This window comes from Mesorhizobium sp. M0174 (assembly GCF_040322275.1).
Taxonomy (GTDB): domain Bacteria; phylum Pseudomonadota; class Alphaproteobacteria; order Rhizobiales; family Rhizobiaceae; genus Mesorhizobium.
Genome location: NZ_JAMYTB010000002.1, coordinates 411,289 through 429,647, shown reverse-complemented (window position 1 = coordinate 429,647; position 18,359 = coordinate 411,289). Strand labels below are relative to the sequence as shown.

Below are 18,359 nucleotides of genomic sequence, written 5' to 3'. Positions count from 1 at the left end.
CCTAGACATTTCGCAAGCAGAGATATAGAAACCATGAAAACTCGGCGATAATTCGTAGTTAGCCAACAAATTGACGTCGAGTTGTGCACAATTTGGCCTATTTGCCCATGTTGATCAAAGGGCAAGCGGCGTACCTGGAAGGCAGGATTTCGGTGGCGACCGCGAACGGGTTCGGGACATTCACGCAAGCGGAGTATGGGCAGCGTCTCGCCGGCGTGAAGACACGCATGCAAAAAGCCGGCTTCGATCTCATCGTCTGTCAGGATCCAGCCAACATGTGCTGGCTGACCGGCTATGATGGATGGTCGTTCTATGTTCCGCAGTGCGTCCTCGTCCATCTGGAGGAGGATCGGCCGATCTGGTTCGGCAGGGCGCAGGATGCCAAGAGCGCGCGCCTGACAACCGGCCTGCCGGAGACAAACATCGTGCCGTTCTCGGAGCGGCTGGTGCAGCAGCCCGTCGAACACCCCTATGACGAACTCGCCCGACTGATCCGGTCGCGCGGCTGGGAAAAGGCCAGTATCGGCGTCGAGATGGACGCGCATTATTACACTGCGCGCTGCCACGCCCACCTTGTCGAGGGACTGCCCGACGCGCACTTCGCCAACAACCACGATCTCGTCAACTGGGCGCGGCTGATCAAATCCGAAGCCGAGCTGGTGCTGATCCGCGAGGCGGGTGCGATCTGCACGCATGCCATGAACCGTGCCATCGAGAAAATGCGGCCCGGTGTGCCTCAGAACCACGCCATTGCGGAAATCTATCACGCGCAGATCATGGGCGTGCCCGGATCAGGCGGCGACTATGCCGCGATCTGTCCGCTGATGCCCGTTGGCGAGGGCACTAGCACGCCGCACCTGACGTGGTCCGACGCGCCGCTGCCGGACAGCGGCCTCGCCATTCTGGAGATCGCCGGCGTGCGCCGCCGCTACCATGCGGCGCTGACCCGGACGGTACATTTCGGCAAGCCGCCGCAAGCCATGCTCGACATGGCCAAGGCGATCGTCGAGGGCGTCGACGCTGGCCTCGAGAACGCGCGCCCCGGCAACACCGCCGAACAGGTGGAAGCCGCCTGGCAGGCAGTCCTGCGACGGAACGGGCTGAAGAAAGACAGCCGCGTCGGCTATCCGGTCGGGCTCGCATATCCGCCCGATTGGGGTGAACGCACCGCAAGCCTTCGTCCGGGCGATACTACCGAGATGCAGCCTGGGATGTGCTTCCATTTCATGGCCGGCGTCTGGCTCGACGATTTCGGCATCGCCATCTCGGAATCGTTCGTCGTCACGGAACGCGGCGGCGAACGCCTCTGCGATGTGGCGCGCGAACTCATCGTCATCGACTGACATAGGGGCCGGGAAACCGGCTGCCGAAAAGACTATGCCCGCCAGCAAGCCGGCAACAAGCATGAGGACGCCCGATGGATCGCAATCCTTTTTCCGAAGCCGAAATCGCAGGCCGCCTGGCAAAGGTCCGTACTGCACTGATTGAGCGTGAGCTCGACGCGGCAGTGTTTGCCTCGCCGGAGAACGTCTTCTATCTCACCGGGCTTGATCACTGGGGGTATTTTGCCCCTCACCTGCTGATTGTCCCGCTCCGAGGAAAACCTGTCCTGGTCACCCGCTCGATGGAGAAGGTGACGATCGAGAAGCAGGTGAAGGCAGCGGAATTCCGTGGCCATTCCGACAGCGAAACGGCGGCCGACCTTGCCGCGCGGGTGCTGGCAGAGCTCGGCCTATCCGGCAAGCGGATCGGCCTCGAATACTGGACAGCCGGCCTTAGCCATGGACTTGCCGTGGCACTCCAGATGAAAGCCGATGCAAAGTGGAGCGATGTCTCCGGTCTGATCGACAAAATGCGGCGGGTGAAAAGCGCCGAAGAACAGGCGCTGATGCGGCGGGCGGCACAAGTGACGGACGCCGCCGCCGGTGCCGCGATCGCTGCGATCTCCGATGGCGCTTCCGAACAGGAGGTCGCCGCCCAATGTGTTGCGGCAATGATCCGCGCCGGCGGTCATGCGCCGGGCTTCGGACCGTTCATCCGCCCGGCCGCGCGCCTGGGTGAAGAGCACACGACCTGGGGCGACGGGATCTACCGCAAGGGCGAGCCCGTCTTTGTCGAACTGTCCGGGTGCATCTCGCGCTACCACGCCCCGCTCGGCCGGCTCGTTCGCATAGGCCACATCAGCGATGAAGACGCCACAATGGCGGAGGTGACCGCCAAGGCGTTCAACGCGGTCGTCGAGGCGCTACGGCCGGGCGCCAAGGCGCGCGATGTCTACGCCGCCTGGCAGGCCGTCGCCGACGAGGCCGGTCTTTCCCACTATCGCCGCCATCACTGCGGTTACCTTGTCGGCGCCGGCCAGCCGCCGTCATGGACCGGCGGCAATTCGGTGACCGGCTTGCGACACGATTCCGACCTCGAGATCGAAACCGGGATGAGCTTCCACATCCTGTCGTGGCTGATGGGCACTGGTCGCGGCAATGACTTCGTCTCCAACACGGTGCTGTTGACCGATGCGGGCGCCGAAGTGCTTACCCGCACGCCGGCCGGCCCGATCGTTCGATAGGCCTGCACGAATGGCGCGCTACTCGGCATTTTCGGTTCTCCGCAACGCGCTGTCAGGCCAGAAGAACTGGCAACGAGCCTGGCGGGCCGCGGAGCCAAAATCGTCCTATGACGTGATCGTTATTGGCGGCGGCGGACACGGCCTCGCCACCGCCTTCTACCTCGCCGAGAACCACGGCGTCCGTGACGTCGCGGTGCTCGAAAAGGGTTATGTCGGCGGCGGCAATGTCGGCCGCAACACCACCGTCATCCGCTCCAACTACCTGCTCGACGGCAACACCCAGTTCTACGAATTCTCGATGAAGCTTTGGGAGGACATGTCTCAGGCGCTGAATTTCAACGTAATGTTCTCCCAGCGCGGTCAACTCGTCACCGCGCATTCGGCCGATCAGCTCGACGGTTTCAGCCACCGCGCCAACGTCATGCGGCTGAACGGCATCGACGCCGACATCCTCGATCGCGAAGACGTGCGCCGGCTGGTGCCCTATCTCGATTTTTCCGACACCGCCCGCTTCCCGATCCATGGCGCCATCTTTCAGGGCCGCGCGGGCACGGCACGCCACGACGCCGTCGCCTGGGGCTATGCGCGTGCCGCCGACAGCCATGGCGTCGACATCATCCAGAACTGCGAGGTGACAGGCTTTGTCCGTGACGGCGACAGCATCGTCGGCGTCGAAACGACGAAAGGCCGGATTGGCGCCGGCAAGGTCGGCCTCGCGGTCGCTGGCCACACGTCCGTGCTCGGCGCCAAGGCTGGGCTTGAACTGCCGATCGAAAGCCATGTGCTGCAAGCTTTCGTCACCGAGCCGCTGAAGCCGCTGGTAGATCACGTCGTGGCCTATGGCGCCGACCATTTCTACGTCAGCCAGTCCGACAAGGGCGGATTGGTCTTCGGCGGCAATCTCGACGGCTACAATTCATACGCCCAGCGCGGCAATCTCGGCGTCGTGCGCGAAGTGGCGGAGGCAGCGATTGCGCTGATGCCATGCATTTCGCGCGTCCGTCTGCTTCGCCATTGGGGCGGCGTCATGGACATGACCCCCGATGCCAGCCCGATCATCTGCCCGACGCCGATCGAGGGACTCTATCTCAACGGCGGCTGGTGCTATGGCGGCTTCAAGGCGACGCCGGCTTCCGGCTGGTGCTTCGCCCACACGATCGCCACCGGCAAACCGCATCCCTTGATCGCGGCCTACGGGCTCGATCGTTTCCGCACCGGCCACACGCTCGATGAGGCCGGCGCCGGCCCTTCCGCCTGGCTGCAATAGGAGGCGGGACAAAATGCTGCGCATCGAATGCCCCTGCTGCGGCCCGCGTGACCATGACGAGTTCCGCTATGGCGGCGATGCCTCGGTCAAGCGTCCGGCCCATGACGATCCCGATCCGGAGGCCTGGTACCGTTATGTCTATGTCAGGACAAACCCGGCCGGCCCGCACCGTGAATTCTGGCAGCACGTGACCGGTTGCCGGCAATGGCTGGTGGTCGAACGCGACACCCGCAACCATGCCATCGCAGCCGTCGACTTCGCCAGAAAATTGTGGGCCAGGAAATCAACTCTCAGGAAGTCACCGGAATGAGTTCAAACCGCAAACGGCTGTCGGTGGGTGCCCGCATCATTCGCGAGCAGCCGGTCGAGTTTACCTTCGACGGCCGCAAGCTGGCTGGATATCGCGGCGACACGCTTGCCTCCGCCCTGCTCGCCAATGGCGTCACGCTGGTCGGGCGCAGCTTCAAATATCATCGCCCGCGCGGCATTTTTTCCGCCGGCCCCGAAGAGCCGAATGCGCTGGTTACGCTCGGGACCGCCGGGAGGCGCGAGCCGAACCTGCCGGCGACCACACTGGAACTCGCCGACGGTATGGTCGTGGAGAGTCAGAACCGCTGGCCATCGCTTGCCTTCGACATGCAAAGCGTCAACGGACTGTTGGCACCGTTTCTGTCCGCCGGCTTCTACTACAAGACCTTCATGGGCCCGACGCACCGCGCCTGGATGTTCTACGAACATTTCATCCGCAAGGCGGCCGGCCTGGGCAGGGCCGGCACCGGCGCGGATCCCGACCACTACGAGGTTCGTCATGCCTTCGCCGATGTCGCCATCGTCGGCGGCGGCCCGGCGGGATTATCGGCGGCGCGGGCGGCCGCCGCGGCCGGCGCGCGGGTCGCGCTGATCGAGCAGGATTTCCTGCTTGGCGGCCAGCTTCTGGCTGAACCGTCCGACAGCGCAGCGGCCGCATGGCTGCGGCAGTCCGAGGCCGAGTTGGAGGGCTTTGAAACCATCAGGGTGATGAAGCGGACCACCGCTTTCGGCAGCTATGACGGCAATGTCCTTGGACTGGTCGAACAGCGCGATCCAACCAATCCGCAGCCGAATGGCGAGACACGGCAAACAGTCACCATGCTGCGCGCCCGCTCGATCGTTTTCGCCACCGGCGCCATCGAGCGGCCGATGGTGTTCTCGAACAACGACCGGCCCGGCGTCATGCTTGCCTCGGCCGCCCGGACCTATCTCAACCGTTTCGCCGTCCTGCCGGGCAAGAAAATCGTCGTCGCCACCACCAATGACGGTGCCTGGCGCACCGCCTTCGACTATGCCGCAGCCGGCGCGGAGGTGACGGTTGCCGATCTGCGCCCCGTCCCGCCCGCAGCACTTGCCGCAGAAGCCGCACGGCTCGGCGTGGTGGTGCGCGCCGCAACGCGCATCGTCGACCTGCATGGCGGCCATGCGATCAGGCGCGTAACGCTCAATGGTCCGGAGGGACAATCTTCGGCCGCCTGCGACCTGGTCTGCATCTCCGGCGGCTGGTCGCCAACCGTGCATCTCACCTCACACCTCGGTGTCAAACCCGTGTATCGCGACGACATTGATGGCTTCGTGCCGGGCGTCCTTTCAGCCAGCCAGTTCGGCGCCGGTGCAATGATAGGAGCCTATGCGACAGTCGCTGCCATCGAGGACGGCCATCGCGCCGGCATCGAAGCGGCAGCCTCCTGCGGCAAGTCGGCGCCGGTGCCCGCTCCATCGAAACTCGATCTCGGTGAGACCGGCTCGAGCGTCCTTCGCGAAGCCCTGCCCGCTGGACGTGGAAAAGCCTTCGTCGATTTCCAGATGGACGTGACGACCGGGGATATCGAGCTCGCCCATCGCGAGGGCTATGAATCGGTCGAGCACCTGAAACGCTACACCACGCTCGGCATGGGCACCGACCAGGGCAAGACCAGCAATTTTCCCGCACTTGCCGCGATGGCAGCGCTGCGCAACGCAACGATTCCTGAGACCGGCACCACAACCTTCCGCCCGCCCTATACGCCGGTTGCCATCGGGGCGCTTGCCGGGCGCGCCATCGGCCATCGTTTCAAGCCGATCCGCCGCACGCCGATGCACGATTGGCACATGGCGAACGGCGCCGAGATGCTCGAGGTCGGGCTCTGGATGAGGCCCTATTTCTACCGGCAGTCGGGACGTGACGTGAACGACGCCTATGTCGCCGAAATGCGGAATGTGCGCCAGGCCGCGGGGCTGATGGACATCTCCACGCTCGGCAAGATCGATGTCCAGGGCCCGGATGCGGCAATCTTCCTCGACCGCGTCTACGCCAACGGCTTTGCCAAACTGGCGGTAGGCCGCGCCCGCTACGGCATCATGCTGCGCGACGACGGTATCGTCTTCGACGACGGCACCACGACGCGGCTGGCGGAAAACCGGTTCTTCATGACGACCTCGACCGCCAGGGCCGCCGATGTGCTGTCGCGTCTCGAATTCCTGCTCGACACGGCCTGGCCGGATTTGCGTGTGGCCGTCACCTCGGTCAGCGATGAATGGGCGGCAATGTCGGTTGCCGGGCCTAACAGCCGCGCAATCCTCGGTGCCGCTTTTCCTGCCCTTGACGTTTCCGATGGGGCACTTCCGCACATGGGACTACTCGAAAGCGAGTGGGAGGGCCGTGGGCTCCGCATCTTGCGTCTCAGTTATTCCGGCGAGCGCGCTTACGAAATCTATGTCGGCGCCACTGCCGGTGAACAGCTCTGGAGCCGTCTGGTCGAAGCCGGCAGACTGCTCGGGCTGAAGCCCTACGGGGTCGAGGCGCTTGGCGCGCTGCGGGTCGAAAAGGGCCATGTCGCCGGACCGGAGATCGACGGGCGCACTACGCTCGACGATCTCGGCCTCGGCCGCATGGCGGGCAAGCGCAGCGGCTTCGTCGGCAACGTCCTGCGACGGCGCCCTGCCCTCCAGGCCCCCAACCGACAGCGCCTGGTCGGACTGGAATGCATTGAGGACGGAAAACGCCTGCGCGGCGGCGCCATCCTGTTCCTGCCGGATGAGAAACCCCATGGCCATGGGCGCGGTCGCGTCACCTCCGTCACTTTCAGCCCCGAACGCGGCCATTATGTCGGGCTGGCCCTGCTTGCCGGCGATGTCGCGGCAGAAGGAAGCGACGTCGTAGCGGTTTATCCGATGAAGGCCGAAACGGTTCGCGCCCGCGTTGTCTCGCCGGTATTCGTCGATCCACAAGGAGAACGGCTGCATGACTAGCTTGACCTCTTCTCGGGATTTCAGCCTGTCCGTGGCAGATTGTCCGCTTATCCAGATCGAGGGCTGGGACGCGACATTGACGCAATTCGAAAAGAGCGTCTCGGCGCCGCTGGGCAAGAGACTTCCCGCTTCGGTCGGAGAGACGGTTCGCCACAAGGGGCTTCTAATTATCCGCGTTGCACCTCGCCGCCTCTGGCTGGCTCTCGACGAAGGCACGCAACCGCCTGCCCTCGTCGTCGACCCCGATCTCGGCTGTTCCGTTCCCCTCGGGGAAGGTCGTGTTCGTTTGAAAATGGCTGGCCCTGATATCGCAAGTCTTCTGTCCGGCTGCATTGCCGTCGACTGGCACGCGCCGGCCGCCGCTCCGGGCCGCGCCGTGCTGACATCCTTCCATCACGTGTCCGTGCTCTTCCTGCGCACCGGGGAGACCGCGTGTGAACTTATCGTGCCGCGAAGTTTTGCCCGCAGCCTCTCGGATTGGATCGCCGACGGCTAGCCTGGCCGAGATCCGCCAATTCGAGGGCGCAGCTGAGGTCCGCCTAAGTGACGGCAAAGCTGCAACGGGCTACCAGGCCCTCGCCAGGCGCAAGCACCGACAGTCCATTCCATTTGTCGATCGAACCACGATTGTGGGCATCGACAGCATGACTGACCGGTTCAAAACAGAAGAAGTCGCTCTCGTCCGATAGCGAATAGACCAGGTAGAAATTCAAGGGCGATGAAGCTTCAATCCGCAGGCTGCAACTGTGCTCCGGCCACGATATGGTGGCGACGCCGCTCCAACCGGCAAACAGATTGTTTATCCATCCACTCGGCAATACGACTGGGGCGCCGAAATCCCAATCGGCATGGGTTTTGACATCCACAAATCGTTCGGGGAGATGGCTGGGCAGTTCGAGACAAACCTGCGAGGCCAGCGCATGAAGCGCGGTTCGTGCCGTTCTCGGGAACCACGGATGGATGCCAAGCCCGAACGGCAATCTGATCGATGCCTGATTGACGATGCGAAGCTTCAACTCGAGCCCCTGTCCGGCCAGCGCGTAGCTCACCTCGGCGCGATATCGGTATGGGCCGGGCCCGTTGCTGATGAGGGACAGCTTCGCGTTGTCCTGCGCTGCGCTGTCGACGTCCCACTCGCTGGAAAATCCGTTGCCGTGGATGGGAAATGGCTCGCCTGCAACATTGGCAGGCAGTTCGTGGAATTTGGAGTCGAATGTGAACCCGCCGCCCGAGATGCGATTCGACCACGGCAAAAGCAGGTTGCAGGCAAGGTCGAACGGGTTGCTGCTCCCGCCATCCGGCCATGGCCGGAAGAGCGGCACGCGCCCATAGTCCAGTCTCGCAAGGCCTGCCCCAAGCGATGGGACAATTTCAGCGGACAGGTCTCCGCTTCTGATCTTGATCGTCCGGACCATCAGTTTCGGACGGTGTCGGCCTTGGCAGCGGCGATCGGCTGTTGACGGCGGCCTTTGCGAGCCACTGCAAGAAGGTCGTTCGACGCGATCCCGATGAGCGCCTTCATCTGATCGTGAGCGTCGTCGGCCCTGCGCATCCTAATTGCCTCCAGCACGTCGCCATGCGCGCTGAGCGTCTGCTGGTAATTGGCGGTGGCCGATGTGGTCAAGCGGAAGGAGAAGCTGAGAGCGGCCGCGAGCATATTGCCGAGATTGGCGAACACCGGGTTGCGGCTGGCACGAAGAATGGCGGTATGAAACCTGACGTCGGCATCGAGACACGCAGCGAGATCGTCCTGCGGAGCAATGCGCATGGCTTCATAGGCCGCTTCGATGACTGCGAGATCGCCTGACGTCGCCATCTTGGCCGCAAGTTGGGCGGCAGCGGGTTCAATGACCAGTCGCGCCTCGATCAATCCGCGGACGAAATCGAGGTCGGGCTCGATATCGCGCATCCATTCCAGAACCTGTGCATCCAGCCTGTTCCATTCGCTCGACGCGCGCACACGCGTCCCGGCCCGCTTGCGTGCCTCGATCAGTCCTTTCGCCGAAAGCGTCAGAAGAGCATCGCGAAGTGCAGTGCGGCTCGCCCCGTAGATGACGCAAAGTTCGGCTTCCGTTGGCAGCACGGAATGCTGCGCGTAGGAACCGGCGAGGATGCGCTGTCCTAGATCGCGTGCGATGCGATCCTTGAGCGATGACGTGGTGCCATCCGCGGCAGGAATGTCCTGCTTGCCCTGGCCAGTCGAAGCGATCGCCGCGTCCATCGTCATGTCCTGTTCAAGTGGTACTCGGCAATTACCACAGCAAGTATCAGCAGCGAGCCCTTGGCAAGCAACTGATAGAAGGTTGGCACGGACGTCAGTATCATCCCGTTGTTGAGGACGCCAATGATGGCGACGCCCAGCAGCGCGCCGATGATCGTACCCTTCCCGCCCTGCAAGGCGCAGCCACCCAGCACGGCCGCTGTGATGGCCTCGAGTTCCAGACCTTGGGATCCGGATACGGGCTGCCCCGAGCCGGTACGGGCAGCCAACAGAATCCCGGCCAATCCGGCCGTCACTCCACTCATGATGTAGATGCCGACGCGGTAGCGGTTGATGTTGATGCCGGAGAAGCGCGCGACAACGGGATTGCCGCCCAGGGCATAGATGTTACGCCCAACGATCGAGCGGGCAAGGAAGAGATGGAACACGATCGCGGTCAGCAAAAGAATCCAGATCAGCAGAGGCAAGCCGAGGATTTTTCCGATCCCGATGAAGCGGAATGTGTCGCTGAAGATCGCGATCGATTGTCCATCGGACATGATGAATGCGATGCCGCGGAAGATCGCCATCGTACCGAGAGTCGCGATGACTGCGTTGACCCGCCCATAGGTGATGATGATGCCGTTCACGAGACCGGCAAGACCGCCCAGGACCAGGCCGGCAACAATGCCCACCGCGGGTGATCCGGTGGCCTGGATGGCCATTGCGGTCGATACTGTGGTCAGACCGACAATTGCGCCGACAGCGATATCGAGCCCTCCGGCGACAATAACCACGGTCTGGCTCATCGCCAGAACGCCCAGGATGGTAATACCTAGACCGATGTTCAGCAGGTTTCGGCTGGAGAAGAACACGTCGCCTCTCAGGATGCCGAAAATGAGCACGAGGATGGCGAGAACAACCAGAAGGCTTATGTTGTGAATGCCGATGCGCTCCGCGATGCGTAAGGACGCGCGCCTTTTGTCGGTTTGTGCTGTTGCTGTCCTGAGTTCAAGGCTATTCACTGAATTTGTCCTCCGAGCGATGGCACAGATTGCGGCATTGCGTGTTTCAGGATCGTGGCCTCGTCGATGTCGGGGCGGGAAAGTTCGGCGGTGATCCGGCCTCCAGCCATGACGAGCACCCTGTCGGCGAGCCCGATCAGTTCCGGCATTTCCGAGGAAATCAGGATTATGCCGATGCCGCTGGCGGCGAGTTCATCGACCAGGCGATAGATTTCCGCCTTGGCGCCGATGTCGATGCCGCGGGTCGGTTCGTCGAGGAGGAGAAGCATCGGCTGCCGCGCAAGCCAGCGCGCGAGAACGACCTTCTGTTGATTGCCGCCCGACAGTTTCGAAACCTGTTCGTCGAGGTTAGGCGCCTTGATCGACATCTTTGCTGCGAGCGGTGAGACAATCTCCAGCGCCTTGCGCCGGTTGAAGAAGCCGAAGGTCGATGTCCTGTCGGGCACGCAAAGCGAAGCGTTGTCAAGAATGCTGCGGAACAGCAGCAGGGCTTCGTGCTTGCGGTCTTCCGGGGCGAAGCCGATGCCCGCCACGATCGCTGCATGCGGGCTGTTAGAGCCAACGGGCACGCCATTCATCGTTATGGTTCCGCCGAGGCGCCGATCATAGCCGACGATCGCCTTCGCCAGTTCGGATCGGCCCGCCCCCATAAGGCCGGCGATGCCGAGCACCTCCCCGCGGCGGACCTTGAGGCTCACATCGGTGACGTGGTCGGTGGTCAGGCCCGTCACCTCCAGCAACGGTTGCCCCGATTGCCACGTCTCGCGCGTAAACAGATCGGCGATGTCGCGGCCCACCATGAGCTTGGCTATGGTCTGCTCGCTGGCACCGGCAGCGGGGGATTCGTCGACCAGCCGGCCGTCCCGTAAAACGACAATGCGGTCTGCTAGGTCGATGATCTCGTTCAGCCGGTGAGAGATGTAGACGATCGAAGTGCCCTCTTCGCGCAGCCGGCGGATTACTGAAAACAGACGGCGCGCTTCGTCGTCGGTCAGTGACGAGGTCGGCTCGTCGAATGCGATCAACTGGCCGCCGGCACGTATTGCGCGCATGATTTCGATCATCTGACGCTGCGCCCGACCGAGCGTGCTGCAGAGTTGCCGCGGCCGCATATCCTGTTGCATGCCGAAGGTCGCAAGCACCTTATCGGTCTGCTCCTCCAGCCTGTGCCAGTCGAGCAGGACGCCCGCCAGCCGCGGCAGTTCCCCAACGAAAATGTTCTCGGCCACGGTCAGGTTCGGAACGATCTCCGGCTCCTGATGGATGACGCGTATTCCCGCTCTATGGCTGTCGCGCGGTTCGCCGAAAACGATCGGCGTGGAACCGTGCCGCACAGTGCCGCTGTCAGGCCCGAACACGCCCTCGAGAATTCGCATCATCGTCGATTTGCCGGCCCCATTCTCGCCAACCAGGGCGAGCACCTCTCCCGGCCGAAAGGCAATCGAGACGTTGTCAAGCGCCTGCACGACGCCGAAGCGTTTCGATATCCTATCGAGCGAGAAGAAATCCGATTGCATCAAAGCTCACTCCCGAGGATCGATCCCGTGTCGGTGGCGTGTGCGCGCTGACAACTGCGGGCCCAAAAAGCGTCATGCGCCCTGCGGCGCATGACGCGTAGCCGGTTCAGCGGCAGAGCTTGGCTTTGTAGTCCGACGCAAAATTGTCGGCGGTGATGTATTCCGGGTCGGTGAAGGATTGAACCGGCAGCTTCGTTCCATCCTTGATCGAGGCCAAGAGAATCTTCACCGCAAGCGCGCCGTGATTTTCCGAGTTGAGCCACATCGTGCCACGGAATGCCGATGGCTTTCCTGATCCGAAGGCGTCGCAGGCGCGGCTCCCGTCGATGCCTATCCCCATGCCCTGGTCTGCGGTATAGCCGGCATTCTCCAGTGCTCGCGCACCACCCAGCACGCCATCATCGTTGCATGAGTAGAATATCCAGTTCGTGACGCTGGGATTGGCCGTCAATGTGGTGGTCATCACGTCGATGGCGTTGACCATCGTGTTGTCGTAGGGGACGCGCAGGATATTCCCAGGCTTGAAATCGGGCACCGCCTTCAAGAACGCTTCTTCCGCGCCCTTGTTGCGCTGCATGCAGGTATCCGCCTTGCGATCCTCGATCGAGGCGATGCGCACCTCTTTGCCCGCCCAGCCGTCGGCCTTGTAGAGCTTGGCGAGCTCTTCGCCCACCCGCGCACCGATGTTGTAGGCATTCATGCCGACATAGGGGACCTGGGTGCCATCCTGGTAGTAGATATCGTCGTCGACCGCCACCAAGGGAATTTTAGCGGCCTTTGCTTTCTCCGCGATGACTGGTCCCAGCGCCTTGTCGGGGACGACGATGGCGATGCCTTTCACACCATCGCCGACCATCGTATCGAAGGTCGTGATCGTCAAATTGGCGTCGAACTGGACGTTCTGCGACACGAACGCGGCCCCGGCCGCCTCAGCCGCTTTCCTGGCGCCACCAACTTCGGCGACAAACCATGGATGGTCACCCATTTTGTTGATGTAGCCGATCTTGATTTCGTCTGCGCTTGCTGCGCCACTCATCAGTCCGGCAGCCAGTACCGCAAATGTCGCCAAAGCCTTTGTTGTGGTTTTCATGAAGATCCTCCCTGAGAGCTCTTTGGTGATTGCTAGTCGTGGTAGAGAACCGAGCGCCCACCATCGATGGTGATCGTCTCGGCATTTATGAACGGCGCTTCGTCCGAAGCGAGGAAAACCGCCGTCATTGCAACCTCGTCCGGCCGGCCGATGCGCTTGGGCGGATGGAGGTCGTAGGCTCGCCGCTTCTCCTCGGCGGGGTTCGGGAACGTGTTCCAGTAGGCCTCCGCGATCGGCGTCTCGATATAGCCGGGCGCGATCGCGTTCACCCGGATTCCGCGTGCGGCGTATTCGATGGCCAGCGAACGGGTCAGGCCCAAAAGTGCATGCTTGGCGACCGGGTACGGGAACGTATGGGGAATGATCTGGAAGGCGTGACAGCTCGCTATGTTGACGATGGACCCCGAGCCCTTCGCCAACATCGTCGGCAAAACCGCCTTGGCGCAGAACCACGCGGCCTGGAGGTCGAGATTAAGGCAGCGCTCCCATTCCTCATCCGGCATCATCAATGGTTCGTAGAAGACGTTGGCACCGGCATTGTTGACCAGAATGTCGACGCCGCCATAGACCGTGATCGTCCGCGCGACCATGTTCGCGACCGCGGATGCGTCGGTGACGTCAGTCTCGACGAACAGAGCGTCCGCGCCTTGTGCCAGCAGTTCGTCGGCGATCGCTTTCCCGCTTGCCGCATTCAGTTCGGCAATAACGGTCTTTGCCCCATGCATCGCAAAGGCGCGGGCGGTGGCGGCACCAATGCCCTGGCCCGCTCCCGTGACGATTGCGATCTTTCCTTGCAGCCGGCCTGCCATCGCATTCACCAGTCGACCACGGTGCCGTCCGGCATGACGGCATTACGGGCATGCAGCACTTCCTGCTTGAAGGGGTGGCGCGCGATCACGTCCTCATTGACGGTAACGCCAAGGCCCGGCAGTTCGGGCAGATCCCAGCGGCCTGGTTTACGCTGAATTGGCCAGGTGACGACGTCGTCGTACCAGGCGACGGCACCGGACATCTCCTCCTGAATGACAACGTTCGGCGTCGATATGCCGAAATGAAGAGCAGCCACACCGGCGATCGGACCAAGCGGGTTGTGCGGCGCAAGGCCGATGCCTGCGGTTTCCGCCATGGCCGCGATCTTCTTCGTCTCGAGCAGACCGCCAGTGTGGCAAATATCAGGCTGGGCAATGTTGAAGGCGCGGGCTGCGATCGAGTGCGTAAATTCGCGACGTCCGATCAGCCGCTCGCCGGAGGCGATCGGCACGGCTGATCGCGCGGTGATATGCGCCAGTCCGGCAACATCTTCGGGTGGAACGGGCTCTTCCGCGAACATGATGCGGGCCGGCTCGATTGCGTTGAGATAATCCATCGCCGCGTTAACCGATGCAGGGCGTCCGTGGAAATCGACCATGATGTCGATATCCGGGCCCACCGCCTCGCGAAGCGAGCCAACCATATTGGCAACGGAGTCGACTGCCTTGGCGGGCGATACGTAGTGGGTGTAGGGAACGCAGACGACCTTGACCGCGTCATAGCCTGCTTGCGTCACGATGCGTCCGCGTTCCACGATCGCATCCGCGGATCCGGTCTCATAGACCGCCTTCATGTCCCCGAGGCCGAGATGCGTGTAGGTGCGCAGATAGTCGCGGACCTGGCCGCCCAGAAGGCGCCAGACGGGGACGCCCAATGACTTGCCCAGGATGTCCCAGAGCGCGATCTCGATGCCGCTGACGGCAGACATTCCCTCGACGCCAAGACGCCAAAAGCCGTGGCGCGTAAGTATCTGGTAACACTGCTCCACGTTGCGCGGATCTTGCCCGACGAGCAGGGCCTCAAGATCCTGAAGCGCCCCAACGACGGCTCGGGTCTTCCATTCCAGCGTCGCCTCACCCCAGCCAAACAGCCCGGGCTCGCCGGTTTCGACCCGAACGAAGACCCAGTTGCGCATTTCCGCATTGCAGACGCGCGCCTTGATGGCCGTGATTTTCATCGGTCCTCCCAGTCCTGCCGTCTTTTTTGAAGGCAATATGTATGATTTATTACCAATAATATGGACGAGTCAAGCGCAACGTCGATGTGGGACCAGGGCCGCACCTCGATGTTCAGCTCGCAAACATCATGTCCTCGCCGCCCATCCAGCGCAGGTATCGGCAGCTCACTCAGCTTGCCTGATCGTGGCGGCGAACGTCATTGCTGTCGCACCGACAATGCGCCGGCGGCGATGATCGACCGTGTCGGAGCCTTACTCGCATTCATGATGAAGCTCTATGATGACCAACAAGCGGGAACGACGAGACCCGCCCGCCTCATCGGCCGACAGGAAATATTGCGCTTATTTCGACGGTGACTGCGGCGAATCCGGTATTCGCAACCACTCGGCCAGGGGGCAGTGCGGCGAGCTCTGACGGAATGTCAGTAAGGTCAAGCGTTTCCTCGATTTCCCTTCGGACAAATTCGAGATGTAGGCCGTCCCCGCGCTTGGAAGCGGCTGGATGTAGCATCCGCAGAAACGGCAGCATGAGAATGACTCCTGATCTTCTGTTGGGGCGAGAGAATATGTTGCGTCTGATCTTACGCTCGCGGCCACCCTCGGCTTCAGACGAGGCCCTCACGATCCATTGCGATGCGCACGGCCGGTCGAGCAGCCATTCGGGCGCGGAGGGCTTGCAAAGGCGCGGGAACGGGGACGTGGAAGCGGGCCGCCCAAAGCAGCATCACGAAAAGATAAAAATCCGCGACGCTGGGTTTGTCGCCGAACAGATAGTCGGTCTTGAGCCCGTCAGCGAAGAACTCGAATTGGCTCGTAATCGTCGCGCTCGCCTTGGCCTTTTCAGCATCGCTGCTTTGGTGCCACATCGGCTTGAAGCTTCGATGTATTTCAGTCGAGACGTAGGTCAGCGCTTCGAGAACGCGCGTACGGCCCAAAGGCCCTTCCACTCCCAGTGCCGGGTATCGCGACGCGAGCCAATCGAGGACGGCGATGTTTTCCGTCAGCGTTTCGCCGCTATCCAGCACGAGGGCTGGAACATACCCCTTGCGCGTCACGGTGGTGAAATCATCCCCGGAGGCCGTCCGCTTGGTTTTGAGATTGACGGTTTCGCGCTCGAAGGATGCACCAGCCTCCTCCAGCGCGATGTGGTCGGCCAGGCTGCAGGCGAGAGGGCTGTAGTAGAGTTTCACCGCTTTTCCCTTTTCTGAACCCGATTGAATTGCGCAATTGGTCCTCGCCGGGCGGAAAACCTGCCACGCGAGACAACCGCTCCAGAAACTCGCATCTGGCGGAGACCACGACTACGACACCGACAGCTAGACGTGCCTATGCCGAGGTATGGTCGGGCTGAAGTTTGGGATCGCCGTGCGCAATGCCGGGGCATATCCCAGCTCAGTGACCAACGGTTGTCTGGAGGAATCCACGACCTTCCATGATGGCATCATCGCCAGCCCGGCCAGTCCTTCGCTCAGGAAATCCTAAACGAAAGTATTGGACGCACGTGCCGTTGGCACGATGGCTCACACCCGGCCACGGCCGGCATATTTGGGCGATATGAGCAGACTGGAAAGGCGAAAGCCATGGCCTGCTTTTGCTCGATTGCCACCAACGCGATGACGCAGCTTCCAGCAACAGGAGTCGCCACCATGGCCGACCTTTCCGAAACCTCCACAGCCGAGCACACATTGCGCGTCGAAGCGCCCGCCGCGATCGAGGTCGACGTCTCATCGCTGACGCCGGGAACGTCGCTGATCGTCGACTGGCATGGCAAGCCGGTGGTCGTACGCAACCGCTCCGAAAAAGAGAGGAAGGACGCCGAGGCGGTCAGTCTCCCCGAGCTCAAGGATCCAATTGCCCGCAACGCCAACCTGCCGGCCGACGCGCCGGCAACCGACGCCAACCGGACTATTGCGGGCAAGGAGGCCTGGCTGGTGATGATCCAGGTCTGCACCCATCTCGGCTGCATCCCGCATGGTCAGGAAGGCGATTTCGGCGGCTGGTTCTGCTCCTGCCATGGTTCGCAATACGACACCGCCGGCCGCATCCGGAAGGGGCCGGCGCCGGAGAACATGGCGGTACCAGTGTTCCAATTCGTTTCCGACACCAAGATCCGTATCGGCTGAGGCAGGGGCATTTCGATGAGCGGCGACAAATACTCGACCTATACGCCTAAAACCAGAATCGAACGTTGGCTCGACGCCCGCCTGCCGCTGCCGCGGCTGGTCTATGACAGCTTCATCGTCTATCCCGTCCCGCGCAACCTGAACTACGCCTATACGTTCGGCGGCATTCTCACGATCATGCTGGTTTCACAGATCCTGACCGGCATCGTGCTGGCGATGCATTACGCTCCTGATACGGGGCTGGCCTTCAATTCGGTCGAGAAGATCATGCGCGACGTGAATTCGGGCTGGCTGCTGCGCTATCTCCATTCCAACGGCGCGTCGTTCTTCTTCATTGCCGTCTACATCCATATCTGCCGCGCGCTCTACTATGGTTCGTACAAGGCGCCGCGTGAACTGCTGTGGGTGCTCGGTTGCACCAACCTCCTGCTGATGATGGCGACGGCCTTCATGGGCTACGTGCTGCCTTGGGGACAGATGTCGTTCTGGGGCGCTACTGTCATCACCAACTTCTTCACGGCCATTCCGCTGGTTGGCGACTGGCTCCAGCAGCTTTTGCTCGGCGGCTTCGCGGTCGACAATCCGACGCTGAACCGCTTCTTTGCGCTGCATTACCTGCTGCCATTTGTGCTTGCGGGCGTGGTGACCTTGCATATCTGGGCGCTTCACGTCGTCGGCCAGAACAATCCGACCGGCATCGAGGTCAAATCGAAAACCGATGTCGTGGACTTCACGCCCTATGCGACCGTCAAAGATGCCTTCGGCATCCTCGTGTTCCTGTTCTTCTTCGCCTACTTCGTCTTCTACTTGCCGAACTATCTCGGGCATCCCGACAACAATAGCATCGCCAATCCGCTGAAGACGCCGGCCCACATCGTGCCGGAATGGTACTTCCTGCCGTTCTACGCGATCCTGCGGGCCATCACGTTCAATATCGGGCCGATCGATTCCAAGCTCGGCGGCGTGCTCGCGATGTTCGGCTCGATCGCGGTGCTGTTCCTGGTGCCGTGGCTCGACACCTCGAAGGTGCGCTCGGCAGTCTATCGCCCCTGGTACAGGGTGCTCTTCTGGCTGTTCGTTGCCAATGCCCTCTTTCTCGGCTGGCTCGGCTCCCGGCCGGCGGAAGGCGCATACGTCGTGATGTCCCAACTGGCGACGCTTTACTATTTCGCGTTCTTCATCATCGCCATGCCGGTGCTCGGGCTGATCGAAAAGCCGCGACGGCTGCCGAATTCGATCACCGAAGCAGTGCTCGAAAAAGGCAAGGCCAGGGGCAGAGGCCCGATCGCCGGGCCGGAGACCAAACGTTGAACTGGGCATTGC

Annotated in this window: 16 protein-coding genes; 8 read left to right on the top strand and 8 right to left on the bottom strand. The window is 62.2% G+C overall.

Features of this window, described 5'->3' with window-relative positions:
* Window positions 1-146: 146 nt before the first annotated feature.
* The 6 genes from NKJ13_RS05520 (at window position 147) to NKJ13_RS05495 (ending at window position 7,590) form a co-directional block, all read left to right on the top strand.
* The gene (locus NKJ13_RS05520) at window positions 147-1,343 is read left to right on the top strand and encodes a M24 family metallopeptidase (protein WP_502899794.1); all 1,197 of its coding nucleotides are present in this window, start codon (window positions 147-149) and stop codon (window positions 1,341-1,343) included.
* Between the two features lie 74 nt (window positions 1,344-1,417).
* Window positions 1,418-2,566 (top strand): M24 family metallopeptidase, encoded by a 1,149-nt coding sequence (locus NKJ13_RS05515; protein ID WP_352777274.1) that lies wholly within the window; start codon window positions 1,418-1,420, stop codon window positions 2,564-2,566.
* A gap of 10 nt (window positions 2,567-2,576) precedes the next feature.
* The gene (locus tag NKJ13_RS05510; RefSeq protein ID WP_352777272.1) at window positions 2,577-3,833 is read left to right on the top strand and encodes a sarcosine oxidase subunit beta family protein; all 1,257 of its coding nucleotides are present in this window, start codon (window positions 2,577-2,579) and stop codon (window positions 3,831-3,833) included.
* A 13-nt stretch (window positions 3,834-3,846) separates the two neighbouring features.
* Complete coding sequence (locus NKJ13_RS05505) at window positions 3,847-4,143, top strand: sarcosine oxidase subunit delta (RefSeq protein WP_352646036.1); 297 nt, start codon at window positions 3,847-3,849, stop codon at window positions 4,141-4,143.
* A complete protein-coding gene (locus NKJ13_RS05500; RefSeq protein ID WP_352777271.1) occupies window positions 4,140-7,094 on the top strand; it encodes a sarcosine oxidase subunit alpha family protein in 2,955 nt (984 codons plus the stop codon). Before NKJ13_RS05505 ends, NKJ13_RS05500 begins: the two co-directional genes overlap by 4 nt.
* Entirely contained in the window at window positions 7,087-7,590 is a 504-nt protein-coding gene (locus NKJ13_RS05495) for a sarcosine oxidase subunit gamma family protein (protein WP_352701555.1), read from the top strand. The genes NKJ13_RS05500 and NKJ13_RS05495 overlap by 8 nt, the downstream gene beginning before the upstream one ends.
* A 43-nt stretch (window positions 7,591-7,633) precedes the next feature.
* Here the strand turns inward: NKJ13_RS05495 and NKJ13_RS05490 are convergent, their stop codons facing one another.
* The 8 genes from NKJ13_RS05490 to NKJ13_RS05455 all read right to left on the bottom strand — a co-directional run bounded on the left by NKJ13_RS05490 (window position 7,634) and on the right by NKJ13_RS05455 (window position 16,103).
* A complete protein-coding gene (locus NKJ13_RS05490) occupies window positions 7,634-8,509 on the bottom strand; it encodes an aldose 1-epimerase (RefSeq protein ID WP_352688837.1) in 876 nt (291 codons plus the stop codon).
* Window positions 8,509-9,315 (bottom strand): FadR/GntR family transcriptional regulator, encoded by an 807-nt coding sequence (locus tag NKJ13_RS05485; protein ID WP_352688840.1) that lies wholly within the window; start codon window positions 9,313-9,315, stop codon window positions 8,509-8,511. Before NKJ13_RS05485 ends, NKJ13_RS05490 begins: the two co-directional genes overlap by 1 nt.
* A 2-nt stretch (window positions 9,316-9,317) precedes the next feature.
* The gene (locus NKJ13_RS05480; RefSeq protein WP_352777269.1) at window positions 9,318-10,319 is read right to left on the bottom strand and encodes an ABC transporter permease; all 1,002 of its coding nucleotides are present in this window, start codon (window positions 10,317-10,319) and stop codon (window positions 9,318-9,320) included.
* Window positions 10,316-11,836 (bottom strand): sugar ABC transporter ATP-binding protein, encoded by a 1,521-nt coding sequence (locus tag NKJ13_RS05475; RefSeq protein ID WP_352777267.1) that lies wholly within the window; start codon window positions 11,834-11,836, stop codon window positions 10,316-10,318. The genes NKJ13_RS05480 and NKJ13_RS05475 overlap by 4 nt, the downstream gene beginning before the upstream one ends.
* A gap of 106 nt (window positions 11,837-11,942) precedes the next feature.
* Entirely contained in the window at window positions 11,943-12,926 is a 984-nt protein-coding gene (locus NKJ13_RS05470) for a substrate-binding domain-containing protein (protein ID WP_352777265.1), read from the bottom strand.
* A 32-nt stretch (window positions 12,927-12,958) separates the two neighbouring features.
* The gene (locus NKJ13_RS05465; RefSeq protein ID WP_352701559.1) at window positions 12,959-13,735 is read right to left on the bottom strand and encodes an SDR family oxidoreductase; all 777 of its coding nucleotides are present in this window, start codon (window positions 13,733-13,735) and stop codon (window positions 12,959-12,961) included.
* 5 nt (window positions 13,736-13,740) lie between these two features.
* On the bottom strand, window positions 13,741-14,913 hold the full coding sequence (gene dgoD, locus NKJ13_RS05460) for a galactonate dehydratase (protein WP_352777263.1): 1,173 nt from the start codon (window positions 14,911-14,913) through the stop codon (window positions 13,741-13,743).
* Window positions 14,914-15,518: 605 nt separating this feature from the next.
* The gene (locus NKJ13_RS05455) at window positions 15,519-16,103 is read right to left on the bottom strand and encodes a glutathione binding-like protein (RefSeq protein WP_352777262.1); all 585 of its coding nucleotides are present in this window, start codon (window positions 16,101-16,103) and stop codon (window positions 15,519-15,521) included.
* 390 nt (window positions 16,104-16,493) lie between these two features.
* Between NKJ13_RS05455 and petA the strand changes: the two genes are divergently transcribed.
* Window positions 16,494-17,036, top strand: a complete 543-nt coding sequence (petA, locus tag NKJ13_RS05450; protein ID WP_502899787.1) for a ubiquinol-cytochrome c reductase iron-sulfur subunit — start codon at window positions 16,494-16,496, stop codon at window positions 17,034-17,036.
* A gap of 15 nt (window positions 17,037-17,051) precedes the next feature.
* Window positions 17,052-18,347: a cytochrome b gene (locus tag NKJ13_RS05445; RefSeq protein ID WP_352777260.1), complete on the top strand. Its 1,296-nt coding sequence runs from the start codon at window positions 17,052-17,054 to the stop codon at window positions 18,345-18,347.
* Window positions 18,348-18,359: the final 12 nt, after the last annotated feature.

Excerpts from the sequence above, each read along its gene's own strand:
- NKJ13_RS05515 (WP_352777274.1), top strand. The coding sequence starts at position 1,418 with ATGGATCGCAATCCTTTTTCCGAAGCCGAAATCGCAGGCCGCCTGGCA.
- NKJ13_RS05510 (WP_352777272.1), top strand. The coding sequence starts at position 2,577 with ATGGCGCGCTACTCGGCATTTTCGGTTCTCCGCAACGCGCTGTCAGGC.
- NKJ13_RS05505 (WP_352646036.1), top strand. The coding sequence starts at position 3,847 with ATGCTGCGCATCGAATGCCCCTGCTGCGGCCCGCGTGACCATGACGAG.
- NKJ13_RS05500 (WP_352777271.1), top strand. The coding sequence starts at position 4,140 with ATGAGTTCAAACCGCAAACGGCTGTCGGTGGGTGCCCGCATCATTCGC.
- NKJ13_RS05495 (WP_352701555.1), top strand. The coding sequence starts at position 7,087 with ATGACTAGCTTGACCTCTTCTCGGGATTTCAGCCTGTCCGTGGCAGAT.
- NKJ13_RS05490 (WP_352688837.1), bottom strand. The coding sequence starts at position 8,509 with ATGGTCCGGACGATCAAGATCAGAAGCGGAGACCTGTCCGCTGAAATT.
- NKJ13_RS05485 (WP_352688840.1), bottom strand. The coding sequence starts at position 9,315 with ATGGACGCGGCGATCGCTTCGACTGGCCAGGGCAAGCAGGACATTCCT.
- NKJ13_RS05475 (WP_352777267.1), bottom strand. The coding sequence starts at position 11,836 with ATGCAATCGGATTTCTTCTCGCTCGATAGGATATCGAAACGCTTCGGC.
- NKJ13_RS05470 (WP_352777265.1), bottom strand. The coding sequence starts at position 12,926 with ATGAAAACCACAACAAAGGCTTTGGCGACATTTGCGGTACTGGCTGCC.
- NKJ13_RS05465 (WP_352701559.1), bottom strand. The coding sequence starts at position 13,735 with ATGGCAGGCCGGCTGCAAGGAAAGATCGCAATCGTCACGGGAGCGGGC.
- dgoD (WP_352777263.1), bottom strand. The coding sequence starts at position 14,913 with ATGAAAATCACGGCCATCAAGGCGCGCGTCTGCAATGCGGAAATGCGC.
- petA (WP_502899787.1), top strand. The coding sequence starts at position 16,494 with ATGGCCTGCTTTTGCTCGATTGCCACCAACGCGATGACGCAGCTTCCA.
- NKJ13_RS05445 (WP_352777260.1), top strand. The coding sequence starts at position 17,052 with ATGAGCGGCGACAAATACTCGACCTATACGCCTAAAACCAGAATCGAA.